The sequence below is a fragment of the Enterobacter cloacae complex sp. HYC003_NIDB genome (assembly GCF_056673375.1).
This window is the reverse complement of the sequence record NZ_CP114220.1, coordinates 2258839-2276710: the sequence shown is the minus strand read 5'-3', so window position 1 is coordinate 2276710 and position 17872 is coordinate 2258839. Positions and strand designations below refer to the sequence as shown.

The following is a 17872-nucleotide window of genomic DNA, read 5'->3' as shown; positions in this document are numbered from 1 at the left end:
CTCAAGTATTAGCTAAGCATCACCACAGCCCCTTGCTGTTGGGCTGCAGAAATTACTCCAGGTTTGCAACCAGAAGGTAGCGAAAGCGTTGAATTTAACGTCGCCGCAGACTGCTGTTGAACCGCAATACATTTCAACGTGACGTTTTTGCCAGTACCAACTTCAACCCCCGCGTCACTTAACCGTATAAATGCCCCCCCACAAACCAAAAGGATTTCTTTTTTGGCTGATATGACAACGCTGTTGTCAGAACTGGCAACAGAAAGCTTTTCTTTAGCAAATAAATTCAGCGCGTCCGACTGTGCCTGAATATCTACTTTGCCCTCCGAGGCATACATTTTTATTCCCAGTTTGTGTGCAAATAAGCTCAGAATATCGCCCACCGCCAGGGTTAATTTTTTGGCAATGCTAATGTCTGCATTTTGACCTGCGGTAACAATTAGATTCTCCCCTGCCGAGACTTGTATGCTCGCGGGGGTGACCTGCGCAATTCCTGAAGGGGCAGACAGAAGTAACGCTTGCTGCTTAAGATCGCTAAGCGTCTGATTCATTAATGTTGTTTGTTTCTCAAGATCGGCTAATTCCGCCTGGGCTGCTTGAGCAGCGTGACGTAATCCAGAAGTCACCTCTCTGGCAGCGTCAAGTTCTTTGAGCGCAGCTTGCATTTCACGCTGCAGTCCCTTCGCTTTCGCCTGCCCGTCCGCCGAGATGAATAGTCCTTTCTGCGCCCGGATGGCCCCCCAGCTGTCCGTCCTGAGCTCAAACCCCTCACCGCGCTGCTGTTTCTCGCTGTCGACCAGGTGGCCTAGATTCAGCTGGCTCTTGCCGCCGTACTCCGTGCTGACCTTGATATGCTCTTTCCCGCGCTCGTCGTCGAGGCGGATTTTATTGTTCGCCGGCGTGCGCAGCACGTTACGTCTGTAGTTGCGGATGGTGACGTGGTCGCCGTGGGCCGAGTCGTGCAGCACACCGGCAATGTACGGCCGGTCCGGGTTGCCGTCCTCAAAACCAATCGCCACCTCGGTACCCGCCAGCAGCGGCAGGTGCAGGCCGTAGGTATTCCCGGCGTACGGCCGGGACTGACGGACCCACAGGCTCTCGAACCCGGTCTCCCAGTTCTCACGGTCAAACAGCATATTGACGCGGTAGCGGCCGTCTTTATCGATATGCCCGTAGATGTCATTTTCGGTGGTGCTCGTGACGCGGGCCGGTAAGGTACCGGCCATCACCGGACGTGAACCAGGCTCAGGGCGGAAACTGAAATCCGGGCTGTCCGGGATACCGTCAAACCTGACGCAAAAGTCCGCATCACGCTGCGCATGGCTGTGCATCGCCGTGACAACCACGCCCTGCGCAAACACTTCTGCCACTTCGTACCCGCCGGTGACTTTCAGCAGCATACCCGGAGAGAGCTCCGGACAACTGGTGAAGGCAACGGTCTGCGTCTGGTCATTAAGGTAGCGCTCATGACGGATGCGGGCGTAAAACGCCCCGGACTCCGCGGCCGGGTTGCGGTCATACGCGCTGCCCGGTGTCAGGTAGTTATCGGCCCAGTGATAGGCCTCACCGTAGGTGGTGGTATCCCCGCCGGTTGCGTCAACCCGGGTGTTCATATCCTCCGTGGCCTGACGGTAGTTGTAATCGCGGGTGCTGACCTCCTTCTGGACCACCTTATGACGGCTCTCCATCTCCCACACCGAGTCCACACCCTGCGAGTGCTGCCCTGACGGCGGCACCGACGGCAGCGTCAGGCCTTTCTCATATCCCTGCCGGCTGTCGTAAAACTCCACCACGTCAATGTTGAGGCGCGTGTCGGTGGTGAAGCGGAACCAGATACCGACCTCACCCAGCAGGCGGGTGATAAAGTGCAGGTCGTCCTCAGCGTACTGCATCACCTGCTCACGGCGCGGATACTCTTTACTCAGTGAGAACAGGAAGTCCTGGCCGCGCATGCCGTGGCGCTCGCGCAGGATTTTCTCCACAATCTGCGGGACGGACATGTCCTGGTAGATGGCGTTCTGGTGCGAGCGGCTGAGCAGGGCCAGACGCGGCTCAAGCGTCACTGCGTAACGGGTTTCATCCTTTGAGGTACCCAGACGTTCAAAACCCGTGACCACGCCCTGAATCACCCGCACCGGCTGCTGTATTTTGATGCCGTACCCCTGGTCTACCGGGGCCTGAAGCGTCAGGGAAGCCGCTTTCATCAGCATCATCTCTTTGCTGATGGCATGGTCCGCGCTGGTGAATTCAGTACGGTAGCTGAACGGCGTGCTCAGGGCTTCATCGCCATCAAACGCCAGTACATCAAGCCCTGCATCGCAGCCCTTCACCGACAGCAGGTGATGGCTGTGGCTGAATCTTAGCGGGGGATTATTGCTCATGCGTGCACTCCTTGTGTCCGGTCAAACTCGAGCACTATGCCCTCTTCCTCATCCCAGCCCAGCGTAAGATGCTGCGGCTTCTGCCCCGCTGCCATATGGCTCAGCAACTGCTGGCTCAGGACCGGCAGAATCTGCTGGTTCAGCAGACTGTCAACATTGCGCGCCCCGGTGTCCGGCAGCAGGCAGGCGGCGGTCAGTGCGTCGTACAGACTTTCGTGGATATCGGTCTTCATACCGTAGTGACGGTTGAGGCGTTTACTGACCTGCGCCAGCTTCATTTCCACGATGGTGCGCATCGCTGCCTTTGCCAGCGGACGGTAAATCACCGTCTGGAAGCGCGCCAGCAGCGCGGGCTGGAAGTGGTCCCGCAGGACAGGACGCAGCAGTTCATGCAGGTCCGGCTCTGTCGCCTCCGGCTGTTCCTCCAGCATCTGCATGATGAGGTCGCTGCCGAGATTGGAGGTCATCAGAATCACCGTGTTGCGGAAGTCAATTTCCCGCCCCTCGCCGTCGCGCATGACGCCCCGGTCAAACACCTGGTAGAACAGGTTCATCACGTCCCGGTGCGCCTTTTCCACTTCATCCAGCAGCACCACGCTGTACGGGCGCTTACGGACGGCTTCGGTCAGAATGCCGCCCTGACCGTAACCCACGTAGCCCGGAGGTGAGCCCTTGAGCTGCGAGACGGTGTGTGGCTCCTGGTATTCCGAGAGGTTGATGGTGATAAGGGACTTCTCGCCGCCGAACAGTTCATCGGCCAGCGCCAGGGCGGTTTCGGTCTTGCCGGTGCCGCTCGGCCCCACAAGCAGGAACACGCCCTGCGGGCCGTTCTCCGGCGCCAGACCGGTTTTGCTGGCGCGCAGGCGCTGCGCAATGGCATTCAGCGCACTGTCCTGACCGACGACGCGTTTCGCCAGACTGTGCTCAAGGCTCAGCAGTTCCGTCTGCTCGTCCTTCATCAGGGAAGAGAGCGGTACGCCCGTCCAGTCGGCGATAACGGTGGCGACGGTACGCGCATCCACATCCAGCCCCAGCAGCGGGGTATGCTTTTGTATATCGCTCAGTTGCTGTTGCAGGTCCGCCATCTCCGCCTGACGGGAGATATCAGCCCGGCAGGCCAGCAGTTGTTCCGTCAGCGCCAGCTCCTGGCCGTACTGGATTTCCCGTTCGTCGAGTTGCAGGATGATGCGGATTTCGTCCTGTTCAATGGCCACCAGACGCTCGCCGTGGGTGGTGTTGCCCACCGCGATATCCTCCAGCAGCGCCTGCTTCTCCATAGCCAGTGCCGTGAGCTGCGCCTTCATGCGGGTCAGCGGCTCCGGTACCGTATCCAGGCTCATGCGAATACGGGCAGAGGCGGTATCCAGCAAATCCACCGCCTTGTCCGGCAGCTGGCGTCCGGTCAGATAGCGTCTGGAGAGCGTGACGGCGGCTTTAACCGCTTCATCGGTAATATGCACGCCATGATGCTCCGCGTAGCGTGACTTGAGTCCGCGCAGCATCAGGCAGGTGGTGTCGTCGTCCGGTTCGTCCACCTTCACCATCTGGAAGCGACGCTCCAGCGCGGCGTCGCGCTCAAAGTACTGTTTGTACTCACTCCAGGTGGTGGCGGCGATGGTTCTGAGCTCACCGCGGGCGAGCGCCGGTTTCAGCAGGTTGGCCGCATCGGCGCCGCCCGCCTGGTTGCCCGCGCCGATAATGGTGTGCGCCTCGTCAATAAAGAGCAGAACCGGCAGGGGTGACTGCTGCACCGCGTCGATGATGTTTTTCAGGCGCTGCTCGAATTCCCCCTTCACACCCGCCCCGGCCTGTAACAGGCCGAGGTCAAGGGTGCGTACCGCGACCGGCTTCAGCGCGTCCGGCACATTGCCCTCATGAATGCGCAGCGCCAGTCCCTCCACGAGCGCGGTCTTGCCGACTCCCGGTTCGCCGACCAGAATCGGGTTGTTCTTGCGGCGCCGGGAAAGAATGTCCACCATCTGGCGGATTTCATTGTCGCGGCCATAGACCGGGTCGATTCTGCCCTCACGGGCGCGGGCGGTGACGTCGAGGGTGAACCTGTCCAGCGCATTCTGCAACGCCGGGTTCAGCTCTCCTTTTATATCCGCATTCACCGGACGGCCGACAAACTCCACCTCATCACCCTGCGTAAGCTCCGCTTCCTGCTGCACCTCCGGGCGTTCATCCGACTGCGCATCCAGAAGTCCACGCAGGCGCTCAAGCTGGCTCTGCGCCAGCGTCAGCAGCGGCCACAGGCCGTCGCAGCGCAGCAGTTTCGGTTTTTCCACCAGCGCCATCAGGAGGTGAATGCTGCGGATATGCTCTTCCCCCGCCAGCGAGGCGTGCAGCCAGGCGTCCTGCATAAGGGACTGCACGCCCTCCGAAAGCTGCGGACGGCTGCGCACTGACCGTGGCAGGCTGTCCAGAAAACCCAGCATATCCTGCCATATCGTATCCATATCCCATTCGTAGCGCCGCGCCAGCACCGTCAGGTCGCCCTCACCCTGCTCCAGCAGTTTCAGCAGCCAGTGCTCAGGCAGTATTTCCGCATGGGCGCGGGTCTGGCACAGGGAAGCGGCCCCTTCCATTGCGCGGGCACAGTAAGGGTTAAGACGGCGTAACAGGATGGCTGGATTTTCCATGAGACTCTCTCTTTATCAGTTCCGGACACGCTACCGCCCGTCGCTGTTCCCTGTTATTCAGGAACCCAAAGCGCATCAGGTCGGGCAGGCAGATTGTGTTTTTCTTTGCTGACCACCCGTCAGTGCAGGCGCTCAGCAAAAAAAGCAGACGGCTGACCGTCTGCTCAGGGCTCTTACGCAGTGGCGCGTTCGTTCCAGGAATCGGAATGAATGATGTTGCCGTCCTTGTAGGTCCAGGTGATTTTTTCGTAGCGCAGTTCAATCTGCTCGAGGTGGTTGTGCTTCTCGAAAGCCGGGTCCTTGATGTCATGCATCTTCGGATTCACTTTCACCAGCTTCACGTTCTCAAGCTTCGTGTTGAAGTACTCCACTTCCTGGCCTGCGTCATTGATTCTGTACCATTTGAACTCAGCCGATTTCAGGGTCTGGCCGGTCGTCACCGCCTTGTACAGGTACGGGCTGGAGGAGTCGATTTCCTTGGTGAACAGGAAAGGCGTGTGGATACGGGTGCCGGTCAGCTTGCCGGTATTGTTATCGGTCGGGATGTACAGGTTGTGCTCCTGGGCCACCACTTCGATACTGCCTTCACGATCCTGAACGTCCACGGACCCTTTGATGTCCGCGCCGCCGTCGTCCTTCAGCCACAGATAGACTGGAATTGCCATGTTAATTACTCCGTTACATTGTTATCAGCGCCATCATCCTGCGATGACGCATGGGTCGTGCCCGGCGCCTGACAGGCATTCGCCTGTGGCACCAGACTGATTTCGACACGGCGGTTGAGCGCACGCCCTTCCGGGGTGTCGTTGGTGGCGACAGGACGGCTTTCACCATAGCCCTGCACCGCAAAACAGCTTTCCGGCACGTCGCCGGTATCCCGCATCCAGTTGCGTACCGACTCCGCGCGCTTAAGCGACAGCACCTGGTTGGACTGGTCATCCCCGGTGCTGTCGGTATGGCCCGCCACCACAATCAGCCAGCCGGGCTTCGCCTTGATCCCCACCAGTGAGTTCACCAGCAGCTTTGTTGAGGCGGGTTTAAGCGCCCACTTTCCGGTATCGAACAGCGACATGCTGTCGAGGCGGATGATTTTCGGTACCGGTTTGAGTTCCGGCTCAGGCGGCGGAGGCGGAGGCACATAAGAGCGAATCGTATTCAGCACTGGCATACGCAGACGTCCGCCCTGATACAGACCTAGACTCAGCCGGGCCGGTACGCCGTTACGTGCATGGTCGTCCAGCAATGCCGCATCCTCGCGCAGCACGGCAACGGCGTCAGCTTTCGGCCCGGAGTCATTCATCGGTATACGTTCATAGCGTGCAATATCGAAGCTCACGCGTTGCAGCAGCTGGCGATTATTCCAGCCACTGCTGAGTAGCGCAGCAATGGCTGCCAGCGTGAAGATTCCGAGCGCACCGCGCCAGGTTCGTCCATGCGGTGTCAGGCCTCGTCCTTCTGGCAGTAAAGGGAGGACAAAATTCGGGAACAGGGAAATAACCGTACTGTCCGTTCCCGCCGGCTGCCAGCCAGACACCTGCTGCATCGCAGTATGGCGGGACAACCACGCTGTCCAGATAGAGGTGGCCATGCTTCCGGCCAGGATCGGACCCAATCCCCACAGAACCGCAACAGGTTCAATGACAGGAATATCGGGGTTTTCATCCATAAGGACAGCCTGGACGTGCTGTTGGAACCAGCTCATCAGGCTGTTCATCAGCACCTGTTGCTGCATCGCAGGCGTTCCGCCAGTATTAACCCATTCAGCAACTGAGCCAGGCGCTGAAGTCCCACTCCAGACCTTTACCCCTTCCCCCAGGATCGCCGTCTGCCAGAGCATGTCATTCATCATCGCACTGCCGACCTGTCCATTCAGAACCAGTGGCACAGAATGGCCGGTTGCTTTACGCAACCGGCTAATCTGCCAGCGCAGGGCAAGCAAACGACTGGTAAGGCGCTCACTGTCAGGGTGCTGCTGCGGACAAACACTGACCATCACTGACAGCTGACGTCCCCAGTCGGGGCGCAACCACAGTACCTGACGGGCGGCCAGCTCCAGTTCCAGATGATCCTCCACACGGATCCAGCAGCCCTGCGTGACAGTAAGCACAGGTGACTGATGCGGCCAGGCAAGCGGCAGATCGCCACAGACCAGTACCACGGGCTGACAATAATTGGCTTCAGGCAGGTCCTCCAGACACAGGGTGAAATCGTGCTGCACGCGACGGCAGGCGACAGCCCAGAACGCTATGATGAGTCCCAGTACCGCCAGCAGGACGAGAATGGAAACCAGACGGGATGCTGGCAGAAACCACAGGCAGACCACTGCACTCAGCAGGGCAGCCCAGAGCGCAAGCCCGCGCTGTTGTGCAGGGCTCATTTCACGGCTCCCGGCAGCAGGGTAAGCAGTGTCTGATCCAGCCAGCAATCCAGTCCCCACCATAATGCGGTGACCACCACCACACTCAGGCCAATGCGCATAGGCCATGATGCCAGCCACCCCCCTATCCCCCGTCCGGCATGGCTTTCCGCCAGAACGGGATGGGGTTGTGAATAGCTGAACGGCGCAACATATTCATTCAGTGCATTCATGAGTTTCTGCCGCTCAGGATCGTTCTGGGAGCGGAAGTTGCCGAGGAATCCGAGCATCATGACTCGCTGGAAGCAGGTCACAACGGCGTGGTCAGGAGCCGGTTCACGCAGCACATCACGCATCCGATCGCATAACGTGTCACCGGCGTCCATGGTGCCAAGGAAATATCCCTGTAGGGGAATGTCATACCACTGTATACAGGCGTCATCCTCCACACCGCGACCTTTGACTGCCTCATCAAGCAGCGCACACTGTGCCGTAAGAATATGCTGGCAGCTGGCTTCATCGAGTTCGCTCGCTTTCAGTTCTCGCTGCACACGTCCGACATCATCAATGCAGCGCTCCCAAAGCGTACGACCTTCCCCGTCCTGGAATGTCGGGCCGTGACGCAGACTGATAACCTGTAGCCAGGTGTCCTGTAACAGGGCATCAATATCAATGAACGCGGCAGTAGCGCGTTTACGATCATTCATGTTCTCAGTACCGCAAAGAGTTCAAGTTCAGGCTCGGCGAGCATTCCCGGAACGTAAAACATACAGGTGCCGCTCTGGAACATTTCGATGGCCAGGGGATGAGAGACATCAAGGCTGAAATACTGATTTTCCAGGCGTAGTGGAATGGCTGCCGGCACATGGCGCAGCGGCATCAGAGGGACGCCCACCCGCGATGAATTGACGATACTCCTGACATGATCGGGACTGCCGACCTTGCACTGGCGCGGGAACTGCTCCTGCAATTGTGCCACCGGCATCGGTGAACGCACGGAGAGGTAATAATCAGCGCCTTCGCGCAGACGTGGATCATGCAGACGGGCCTGCCAGAAGTGAAGTCGGTCATCATGCTCAAGCTCAATTGCCACCACCCGCGACGGCAGGCTGGCTTCCAGAAGATCGCCAAGTAAATCAAACAGCGGCGGGAAGACGTTATTCAGCTGCTCATGCTGCCATGCCGGGATCGCACTGACCTGATGCTCCAGCGAGAATGTCAACAGGCTGCCTGCAAGCCTTGCCAGCTCCGGATAGAGACGCTCAGGCGGGCTTTGCGGGTGGCGCTGAAACTGACCCAGCACGGGCTCAGCACTGTTCAGGGCATTGAGCAGCCAGAACAATGAAACATCGGCTACGGCAAAATCCGCCATGCGCTCATTACTTTCCCGGCGCATGTCCATCAGGCGGCCCAGACGGGCGCGCAGTTGCGTCAACAGTTGCTCCAGCTGGGTCATCAGCCAGCGACTGCCCAGTAACGCCAACAGCGGCGGAAGGTATGTCTCATCAAGTGCCCAGTTCCCCTGCGAATCTTGTTGCAGGCGGGCAACCGGACAGGTCAGGTAATCGCTGTTGTTCTGATGGGCAAATCGCAACGTCAGCTCTGGCCGCATCACTGCAATCTGGCGGGTATCATCGCCAAAAAGGTTGCGGACATCCCGCCAGCGCTGGCGATAGCGAACAGGACGCGCGGCCACCTCATCGGGCTTAAGGCAGTTGCCACCATTCGCGCGCAGCAGCGGAAGAGCCAGAACCACCACCACGTCCTGTGTTTCACTCTCAAGCGCCAGCACCGGTGGCAGGTCGTCAGCATTGTCCGTATCGATTAATGTCCCGTCAGGGAACCGGAGGTGCAGATGACGGGCCTGTAGACGGCCCAACTTCAATACATCCGGTTCGAAAGTGGCATTAATCACCCCCCAGGGATGGGAGAGACCCAGTCGGGCGATACATTCCGCAGACCAGGCCGCATAGGCGGCCTGTTGCTGGAAGTGCTGGGGAGAGACCATCTGGCCCCTGCCCCATAACGGTTGTTCCGTTTTCATGCTTCCTGCCTTACGTTACGCTTTCGCTTTCGGCATCTGGCTCACCAGAGACAGGTTCACATCCATGCCTTCCACCTGGAAGTGCGGCACCGCAAACAGCTTCACGCGGAAGAAACCCGGGTTGTCTTCGATATCTTCCACCACCACCTTCGCGTCACGCAGCGGATGAGAAGCCTGCAACTCATCGCCCGGATCGGTCATTTCCGTCACCAGACTACGCACCCAGGTATTCAGCTCCAGCTCCAGCAGGCGGCGGTCCTTGGTGGTGCCGATGTTCTCGCGCTGGATGAGCTTCAGGTAGTGCGCAATACGCGACAGCAGGAAGATGTACGGCAGACGTGCGTTGATGCGGCTGTTGGCCGTGGCATCCGCAGTGTCATACAGCGCCGGTTTCTGCGCGGAGTTCGCCGAGAAGAAGCAGGCATAGTCGCGGTTTTTGTAATACGAGAGCGGGATAAAGCCGAGGTTGGCGAACTCGAACTCGCGGGTCTCCGGGATCATCACCTCAGACGGGATTTTCACCTGGTTGCCGGTACCCAGATCGTACAGATGAATAGGCAGGTCTTTCACCGCCCCGCCCGCCTGCGGGCCACGGATCTGCACGCACCAGCCGTTATTGATGAAGCTCTTCACCATGTTTGACGCGAAGGAGAACGACGCGCTGGTCCACAGGTATTTCTCGTGATCCGGGCCTTTCACCTGCTCAACGTAGTTAAAGCTGCGTACAGGTACGGTATCCGGGCCATACGGCAGACGCCCCAGCACGCGCGGCATCACGAGGCCGATGTAGCGGGCGTCGTCGGTGTCGCGGAACGATTTCCACTTGATGTATTCCGCGCGGTCGAAGTAGTTGCCGATATCCTTAATTGCAGCCACCTCTTCCATGGAGTCTTTCAGGAAGAATTTCGGCCCGACAGAGCCAATAAACGGCATATGTGCGGCAGCTGACACTTTAGAGATGTTGCGCAGCAGCGCCACATCCTGCGGGCTGGCGTCAAATTCATAGGATGAAATCACGGAACCAATCGGCTCTCCGCCCGGGGTGTCATATTCGGCGGTATAGGTGTGCCAGTAGAGGCCGCTCTGGATAAGTTCTGGCGCGTCTTCAAAGTCCTGACGCAGATCTTCTTTCGACACATCCAGAATTTCGGTTTTCACGTTCTGGCGGTAGTCGGTGCTGTCCACCAGCTGCTTCAGGCCGCGCCACAGGGACTCCACCTTCTGGAACTCCTGGTGATGCATTACGGCATCCAGCTGACGACTAATCTGGAAATCCAGCTCAGCGATATGGTGGTCAATCAGCGTTTTGTCGAGCTTCTCCACCGGCTGACCGGATTTGCGGATGCAGTCCATAAACACCTGCATCGCCGCCGTCAGGCGTTCACCCGCCGGAGCGTCAGAAAGCGCGGCGTCATCCAGAAACGCATTGATATCCCCCAGGCTGGAGGCCGGGGTCAGGTTGATTTTTTCAAACAGGGAGGCGTAAACGCCCTCTTTTTCCAGTACGGTGGTCTGCCCCTGCGCGGAGGCGGTTTCAGTATTCACAGACATCAGCATATTCCCGGTTAATCCATTAAATTACACATGCCGCTTATTTCGGGGCCAGTGCACTCATTTCGTCGCGTAATTCCTGAGACAGCGCCGGGTCTTTAAGAATTTTCTCGAGTTCTTTTCTGAAAGTGGCGTTATCAAGGAGATTGGATTTGAGGTCGCGTAATAAATTACGCATGGCCAGCATGGCGCGGAGCTGGGGGATCTGGCGGGCAACCTGTTCAGGTTCGAAATCCTTAATATCGGAGAAATTCAGATTTATGCTTTCTTCCGAACCATCCCCGGCCATTGTGTTAGGAACCGTCAGATTCACTTCCGGGTTAAATTCCGAAAGTACGCTGTTGAAGTTATTTTTGTTGACGTTAATTTTCTCCCTTTCCGATAATGGGCGATTCTCTTTTCCATTACTGAAATCACCGACGGTGAGGAGTTTAAGCGGCAGTTCGATTTTCTTCTGCGCGCCACCTGTATGCAGAGCCAGCTTTAAGTTTATGCGTGCCTTGGGCACCTCATTCTGGAATGAATCGGCCATAGCAGTCCCTTTCTTTAAAAGAAATAAATGTTAAGTGAGTGACGTTTCTTTACAAAACCATATTAGAGCAAAAGCCCATTTAAAATCAACTTATCAGATCAAAGATCTACCATTAGACTTTTCTTAAGAATATTCCACTAAATTATTGTATTCATAAATGCCATAGATACATGACACACAGTAAAAATTAACCATTTATTCACATTAATTTGGCAGAAATGACTGCTTTGATTGGAAATATTGAACTTATTGTTCCATGAGGTTGAATAATTGATTTACATCAATGCATTTATTAACGCATCCCTTAACAGTGCAGAGAAATAAGGTTTTAATTCAATAAATGGCCTGAATATGAAAAATCCTGTATCGGACAAATTTAATCTTAAAAAAAGTAATGACTACATTGCTACTGGAATGGCGAATAAATGACTACGCGTTTTTCGATAAACGGGAGGAAGAATCTCTCTGAAGATATTCATCATGACAATGAGTGATGGGCTGATAGGAAGGGGATATTCGGTATTAACCAGGCTGTAAAATCATACCCCCTGAGAGCGGGCGCTTATGCGGTTAATGGATGTTTACCATAATCACGTAGCGCCCTGACCTCTTTTTAATGCTTTTCAATATACATTGTTCGGCTGTATGCAACATCCTCTGGGTTATTTATCGGATAACCTTTAACCCAGGGCTTGATGAGACGGCCATTGGTGTATTGATAAATAGGGGCAATCGGTGCTTTCTCGGTGAGGATCTTCTCGGCCATGTTGTAGTCGGCATTACGCGCTTTTTCAGTGGTTTCGAGCGTCGCCTGATGAATAATCTTATCGTAAGCAGGATCGTTGAATCGTGAGATATTCCCGCTGTGGGAGGAGGTCAGCAGCGACAGGAATGTCGACGGCTCGTTGTAGTCCCCTACCCACGATGCACGGATGACGTCAAAATTCCCGGTATTGCGGCTGTCGATGTAGGTTTTCCACTCCTGATTCTGCAACTTAACGTCAACACCCAGATTTTTCTTCCACATGGATGCAACGGCAATCGCAATTTTCTGATGGTTTTCAGACGTGTTGTACAGCAGCGTTAATTTAAGCGGGCGCTGAGGGCCATAGCCTGCCGCCTGCAACAACGTTTTCGCCTGCGCATTCAGCTCCTGCTGCGTCATCTGCTCAAATGGCGAGGCTTCCGGCGTAAAACCCGCAGTGACATCGGGAGTAAAATGCCAGGCCGGTTTCTCACCGGTCCCCAGGACTTTCTCCGCCATAATACGTCTGTCGATAGTCATGCTGAGCGCGAGACGTACGCGGGCATCCGCGGTTGGGCCTTTTTGCGTGTTAAACGCGTAGTAATAGGTCCCAAGCTGTGGCGGTGTATATACCTGACCCGGAATATCTTTAAGCAGCTTCTGGTACATGTTTTTCGGAAACGATTCTGTAATATCGATATCGCCCGCCAGATAGCGTTTGGTCGCTGAGGACTCCTGATTGATTGGCACAAAGGTGACTTTTTTAAGCACCGTCCTGGCGTTATCCCAGTAATGAGAGTTCGGCTCAACCACCAGTTTTTCATTCACCACGCGATCTTTCAGCACATAAGCACCGTTGCCAATGAGCGCGCCAGGGCGCGTCCATTCCTTACCGCTTTCCACATTGGCCTTTTGAACAGGATAAAACGCGAAGTTAGCCGTCAGATTGCTGAACCAGGGCAGCGGTTTGTCCAGCTGCACGCGCAGCGTTTTAGCATCCACCGCCGTCACGCCGAGCGTATCCGGAGCAGCTTTGCCGTCGATAATGGCCTGGGCATTGTTAATACCCGCCAGCGCCGCAAACCAGGCGAAAGGTGACGTTGTTTTAGGATCAACCAGACGACGCCAGCTATAGACAAAATCTTGTGCCGTCACCGGAGTACCGTCGGACCACTTAGCGTTATCCCGCAGCGTGAATGTCCAGACGCGGTTATCATTGCTCTGCCAGCGCGTCGCCACGCCGGGAACTAACTCCCCTTTTTCGTTCTGATTCACCAGCCCTTCATAGAGGTCGCGGATCACCTGTATCTCGGGCAATCCCACCGCTTTTGCCGGATCGAGCGAAGCGGGCTCATCTTTGATATGTCGAACCAGCTCCTGCTTTTGCGCCAGAACCGTTCCTTCGGGAACCTCCGCGGCATATGAAAGTGAAGAAAGCCCGCACAGCCACAGCGCAGTACAAAGAAGCGAAACAGGATGCTTCATACGATCCCCTTAATGATGTCAGGTAACAGGCAGATGCGTAATTATTTGTTTCGAAACGGAGAAATGCAAATGCTTCCTCCGGAAAGTTGATGTCAGGCAATTTTCCACACACACGGAAACTATTTGATTAAGCGCGGCTTTTGCACAACACTGCCAGAAGTGACTTTATCATCAGGGTTTACTATGGCAACTACCCGACCAAGAACGGAACGCGGCGCCTTCCCGCCCGGGACTGAACATTATGGACGCTCGTTTTTAGGCGCGCCGCTGATCTGGTTTCCGGCACCCGAGGCCGATCGCAATAGCGGCTTAATCATTGCGGGCACGCATGGCGATGAAAACTCGTCTGTCGTGACGCTCTCGTGCGCGCTACGTACGCTGGCCCCCGATTTACGACGTCATCATGTGATTTTGACCGTCAACCCGGACGGTTGTCAGCTTGGATTACGGGCGAATGCACGCGGCGTTGACCTGAACAGGAACTTCCCGGCGGCAAACTGGCGCGCCGGTGAAACGGTGTATCGCTGGAACAGTTCGGCGCAGGAGCGAGATGTTGTCCTGCTCACGGGAGACAAACCCGGTTCCGAACCGGAGACTCAGGCATTGTGCCAGCTTATTCATAAGATCCACCCGGCCTGGGTTGTCTCTTTCCACGATCCCCTCGCCTGTATTGAAGATCCTCGTAATACGGCGCTCGGGCAGTGGCTGGCGGATGCGTTTGCTCTACCTATGGTGAGCAGCGTTGGCTATGAAACACCCGGGTCGTTTGGCAGCTGGTGCGCGGACCTTAGCCTTCACTGTATCACCGCAGAGTTTCCGCCAATCTCCTCGGATGAAGCGAGCGAAAAATACCTGCGGGCGATGACAGATCTCCTGCGCTGGCAGCCTCAAAGATGAAGTACACCGGAGGTAAAATTCAGGGCGGGTGATACGTCAACCGACAGCCAGGTTGGGCCGTCAAGATCGGCAAAACGCACGCTGTTCACCAGCGGGAGCGCAGCGCCGATCGCTCTTGACGTGCACAACATGCAGCCCAGCATCAGAGCAAAGCCTTGCGCCTGCGCATCTTGTGCCAGTGCCAGGGCTTCGGTTAATCCACCTGTTTTATCCAGCTTAATGTTCACCATTTCGTAGCGTCCCTCGAGAGCTGACAGGCTCTCACGGGTATGACAGCTTTCATCTGCACAGACGGGAAGCGGATGAATAAAATTCGCCAGGGCGGCATCGTCTTCTGCCGGGAGGGGTTGCTCCAGCATGGCAACGCCCAGATCGGCAAGCAGCTGACAACGGGCTGCCAGCCCTTCGCTATGCCATGATTCGTTCGCATCGACGATAAGAGTGGCATCAGGCACCGCCGCACGAATGGCGACCATGCGTTCGCTAATCAGACGATCGTCGAGCTTCACCTTTAATAATGTTGCACCGGTGGCATACAACGCCTGAGCGCTGGCGGCCATTTGCTCTGGTTCACCGATGACCACCGTTTGCGCGGTGACGATCGATTGCGGCAGCGTAACGTCCAGCAGCGCAGGCAGCGGTTTTTGTTGTTTCGCCGCTTCCAGACTCCAGAGTGCGCAGTCAATCGCGTTGCGTGCCGCGCCGGCCGGCAACCGAAGCTGAAGAGCCTCGCGCGTCAGACCCGCCTGCAACTCGGGCACCACCGTCATAATTTGCGCCATGACTGACGCCAGGCTTTCTCCGTAGCGAGGATAAGGGGTACATTCCCCGACGCCTTTTACGCCGTCCTCTTCACATTCAACCACGACCACACAGGCCTCATTACGGCTGCCGCGCGAGATCACAAACGGGGTGTGCAATGGCCAGGCTTCTTCATAGACCTTAACGCTTCTCATCACTGACTCCTTGCAGGCCGGAAAGGCAGAAAATTGGTTTGCCGTGCTAACTGCGGATGACATACACTAGCCACGACGTTAACTATTTGTAAACAGGAAGATATCTATGTCACAACTCGTTCATTTCCAGGGCAACCCGGTTGCTGTTGCAGGTTCCATCCCACATTCTGGCAGCAAAGCACAGCCTTTTACTCTGGTGGCTAAAGATTTGTCTGACGTCACGCTGAGCCAGTTTGCTGGCAAACGTAAAGTCCTGAACATTTTCCCAAGCATCGATACTGGCGTTTGCGCTGCATCAGTGCGTAAATTCAACCAGCTGGCGACCGAAATGGACAACACCGTAGTGCTGTGCATTTCTGCTGACCTGCCGTTTGCCCAGTCCCGCTTCTGCGGCGCTGAAGGCCTGAGCAACGTCATCACCCTTTCCACTCTGCGCAGCCCGGATTTCCTGGAAAAATACGGTGTTGCCATTTCCGAAGGCGCGCTGAAAGGTCTGGCTGCTCGTGCGGTACTGGTGATCGACGAAAACGACAACGTTGTTTTCAGTGAGCTGGTTAACGAAATCACTACCGAACCGGATTACACCGCTGCACTTGAAGCGCTTAAAGCCTAAACGTAAAAAAGCCTCTGCAAAGAGGCTTTTTTATTTATTCGTCACCCTTCTTCTGATTTAACCCATACTCGCGCAGCTTATTCGCAATCGCGGTATGTGACACCCCAAGACGTTTAGCCAGCTTGCGCGTGCTCGGATAGCTGCGATAAAGCTGCGTTAACACCGAACGCTCGAAACGGCTGGTGATGTCATCCAGCGAGCCTTCCATTGCCTCTTCGCCTACCGAGACCGTCCCGGCATCGTAATCCGGCAACAGAATATCCTGAGGGCGCAGTTCATACCCTTCAAGCTGAGTTAATGCGCGATAGACCGCATTTTTAAGCTGACGAATATTGCCCGGCCAGCCGTAACGCGTCAGCACGGTGCCCAGGTCGGCAGAGAGCTTCGGACGCGGCACGCCCTGCTCGTCGGCAAAACGGGCCACGAACAGTTCTGTCAACGGCATGATGTCCTGCGGGCAATCGCGCAGCGGCGGAATATTGAGCGTCAGAACGTTGAGACGATAGTAGAGATCTTCGCGGAATACCCCTTTCTGCACCAGCTCCACCAGGTTTTTCTGGGTGGCGCAGATGACGCGCACATCCACGTGTACTTCATGATCTTCCCCCACGCGGCGAAACGTGCCGTCATTGAGAAAACGAAGCAGTTTCGCCTGCATGCGTGGCGACATTTCGCCAATCTCGTCCAGCAGCACCGAGCCGCCATTCGCCTGTTCAAAGAAGCCTTTTTTACCTTCCGGCGCATGCCCGAACAGCTCACTTTCCACCGCATCTTCAGGAATAGAGGCGCAGTTCAGCGCCAGATACGGTTTTGCCGCACGCGGGCTGGCCATGTGCACAGCATGCGCCAGCAGATCTTTCCCCGTACCGGTATCCCCGGTAATCAGCAGCGGCGCCGTAAGATTTGCCAGCTTGCGCGCCTGGTCGATTACATGACGCATCTTCGGGCTCACCGCAATAATCTGGCTGAATGCGCCGACGTCCTGGCTGGAAAGGTTCTGTAACTGACGCCCCATGCGCACCGTGGAGCGCAGCATGATCACTGCGCCGGTCAGCACCCGCGCGGCATTTTCCCCTTTCAGGTAGACCGGCGTGATCTCCATCAGGAAATTCTGTCCGTTGATGACGACGTGCTCGCTATGGGTATTTTGCGGGTTGCTGTCCAGCCAGCGCTGGAAATTAAACCCGGTGATCAGTTGCGTGGCGTGGTGCCCGATAAGTTTTTCCTGAGTCTGCGCAAACAGCTGGCAGCTGGCCTGGTTAACGCGCTCGACTTTATTTTTCAGATCGAGAGAGAGAAACGGCTCCGGCATTGCTTCCAGCAGCGCGCTCAGCGCAAGATGTTCCCGCTCGGACGGCATCCAGGGGATGGTGCGTACATCCGTAACGCCAGCGATACGGCGGATTTCCGCCATCAGGCTACTGAAGGTATTAAATTCAATTTCGGCAAAATTGAGGTAAATTCGCCCGACAGGGTCGATCTCTATGCCACGTAAATCAATGCTACGTAAAACAAGAAGATCGAGTAACTCGCGGGTCAGACCGAGACGGTCCTCACAAAAGACTTCCAGACGCATGGGAAATTCACCGTTTAAGCCAATAACAGTAAAATGATATGTCAGATCACGGTATTCGGGAAGGTGGCTGTCAACAAATATTGACAGCCCGCAC

Annotated in this window: 13 protein-coding genes; 2 read left to right on the top strand and 11 right to left on the bottom strand. The window is 56.2% G+C overall.

The genetic code is table 11. The features are described from left to right. Positions 1-8: 8 nt before the first annotated feature. The 9 genes from O1722_RS10690 to O1722_RS10650 form a co-directional block, all read right to left on the bottom strand. Complete coding sequence (locus O1722_RS10690; protein ID WP_033486882.1) at positions 9-2381, bottom strand: type VI secretion system Vgr family protein; 2373 nt, start codon at positions 2379-2381, stop codon at positions 9-11. After that, positions 2378-5023, bottom strand: a complete 2646-nt coding sequence (gene tssH / locus O1722_RS10685; RefSeq protein WP_033486881.1) for a type VI secretion system ATPase TssH — start codon at positions 5021-5023, stop codon at positions 2378-2380. Before tssH ends, O1722_RS10690 begins: the two co-directional genes overlap by 4 nt. A gap of 173 nt (positions 5024-5196) precedes the next feature. After that, complete coding sequence (gene hcp / locus O1722_RS10680) at positions 5197-5688, bottom strand: type VI secretion system effector Hcp (RefSeq protein ID WP_009653685.1); 492 nt, start codon at positions 5686-5688, stop codon at positions 5197-5199. Between the two features lie 5 nt (positions 5689-5693). Next, positions 5694-7400, bottom strand: a complete 1707-nt coding sequence (locus O1722_RS10675; RefSeq protein WP_033486880.1) for an OmpA family protein — start codon at positions 7398-7400, stop codon at positions 5694-5696. Further along, positions 7397-8086 (bottom strand): type VI secretion system protein TssL, short form, encoded by a 690-nt coding sequence (gene tssL, locus O1722_RS10670; protein ID WP_033486878.1) that lies wholly within the window; start codon positions 8084-8086, stop codon positions 7397-7399. The genes O1722_RS10675 and tssL overlap by 4 nt, the downstream gene beginning before the upstream one ends. Then, positions 8083-9423, bottom strand: coding sequence for a type VI secretion system baseplate subunit TssK (gene tssK, locus O1722_RS10665; protein WP_015570415.1), 1341 nt, complete (start codon positions 9421-9423; stop codon positions 8083-8085). Before tssK ends, tssL begins: the two co-directional genes overlap by 4 nt. A gap of 15 nt (positions 9424-9438) precedes the next feature. Then, entirely contained in the window at positions 9439-10974 is a 1536-nt protein-coding gene (gene tssC, locus O1722_RS10660; RefSeq protein WP_023324775.1) for a type VI secretion system contractile sheath large subunit, read from the bottom strand. A gap of 40 nt (positions 10975-11014) precedes the next feature. Continuing rightward, complete coding sequence (gene tssB / locus O1722_RS10655; RefSeq protein ID WP_033486877.1) at positions 11015-11506, bottom strand: type VI secretion system contractile sheath small subunit; 492 nt, start codon at positions 11504-11506, stop codon at positions 11015-11017. Positions 11507-12119: 613 nt separating this feature from the next. Further along, the gene (locus O1722_RS10650; protein WP_033486876.1) at positions 12120-13736 is read right to left on the bottom strand and encodes a peptide ABC transporter substrate-binding protein; all 1617 of its coding nucleotides are present in this window, start codon (positions 13734-13736) and stop codon (positions 12120-12122) included. Positions 13737-13919: 183 nt separating this feature from the next. On the opposite strand from O1722_RS10650, the gene mpaA reads away from it, so the two are divergent. Continuing rightward, positions 13920-14633, top strand: coding sequence for a murein tripeptide amidase MpaA (gene mpaA / locus O1722_RS10645; protein WP_033486875.1), 714 nt, complete (start codon positions 13920-13922; stop codon positions 14631-14633). Here the strand turns inward: mpaA and ycjG are convergent. Then, complete coding sequence (gene ycjG, locus O1722_RS10640; protein WP_033486873.1) at positions 14624-15589, bottom strand: L-Ala-D/L-Glu epimerase; 966 nt, start codon at positions 15587-15589, stop codon at positions 14624-14626. The two genes, mpaA and ycjG, sit on opposite strands and share 10 nt — an antisense overlap. A 106-nt stretch (positions 15590-15695) precedes the next feature. On the opposite strand from ycjG, the gene tpx reads away from it, so the two are divergent. After that, the gene (gene tpx / locus O1722_RS10635) at positions 15696-16202 is read left to right on the top strand and encodes a thiol peroxidase (RefSeq protein WP_033486872.1); all 507 of its coding nucleotides are present in this window, start codon (positions 15696-15698) and stop codon (positions 16200-16202) included. 34 nt (positions 16203-16236) lie between these two features. Here the strand turns inward: tpx and tyrR are convergent, their stop codons facing one another. Beyond that, entirely contained in the window at positions 16237-17778 is a 1542-nt protein-coding gene (gene tyrR, locus O1722_RS10630) for a transcriptional regulator TyrR (RefSeq protein WP_003856887.1), read from the bottom strand. Between the last annotated feature and the right edge of the window lie 94 nt (positions 17779-17872).

What these genes read in the sequence shown, in the direction of transcription:
- O1722_RS10690 (WP_033486882.1), bottom strand. Translation starts at nt 2,381, where the DNA reads ATGAGCAATAATCCCCCGCTAAGATTCAGCCACAGCCATCACCTGCTG.
- tssH (WP_033486881.1), bottom strand. Translation starts at nt 5,023, where the DNA reads ATGGAAAATCCAGCCATCCTGTTACGCCGTCTTAACCCTTACTGTGCC.
- hcp (WP_009653685.1), bottom strand. Translation starts at nt 5,688, where the DNA reads ATGGCAATTCCAGTCTATCTGTGGCTGAAGGACGACGGCGGCGCGGAC.
- O1722_RS10675 (WP_033486880.1), bottom strand. Translation starts at nt 7,400, where the DNA reads ATGAGCCCTGCACAACAGCGCGGGCTTGCGCTCTGGGCTGCCCTGCTG.
- tssL (WP_033486878.1), bottom strand. Translation starts at nt 8,086, where the DNA reads ATGAATGATCGTAAACGCGCTACTGCCGCGTTCATTGATATTGATGCC.
- tssK (WP_015570415.1), bottom strand. Translation starts at nt 9,423, where the DNA reads ATGAAAACGGAACAACCGTTATGGGGCAGGGGCCAGATGGTCTCTCCC.
- tssC (WP_023324775.1), bottom strand. Translation starts at nt 10,974, where the DNA reads ATGTCTGTGAATACTGAAACCGCCTCCGCGCAGGGGCAGACCACCGTA.
- tssB (WP_033486877.1), bottom strand. Translation starts at nt 11,506, where the DNA reads ATGGCCGATTCATTCCAGAATGAGGTGCCCAAGGCACGCATAAACTTA.
- O1722_RS10650 (WP_033486876.1), bottom strand. Translation starts at nt 13,736, where the DNA reads ATGAAGCATCCTGTTTCGCTTCTTTGTACTGCGCTGTGGCTGTGCGGG.
- mpaA (WP_033486875.1), top strand. Translation starts at nt 13,920, where the DNA reads ATGGCAACTACCCGACCAAGAACGGAACGCGGCGCCTTCCCGCCCGGG.
- ycjG (WP_033486873.1), bottom strand. Translation starts at nt 15,589, where the DNA reads ATGAGAAGCGTTAAGGTCTATGAAGAAGCCTGGCCATTGCACACCCCG.
- tpx (WP_033486872.1), top strand. Translation starts at nt 15,696, where the DNA reads ATGTCACAACTCGTTCATTTCCAGGGCAACCCGGTTGCTGTTGCAGGT.
- tyrR (WP_003856887.1), bottom strand. Translation starts at nt 17,778, where the DNA reads ATGCGTCTGGAAGTCTTTTGTGAGGACCGTCTCGGTCTGACCCGCGAG.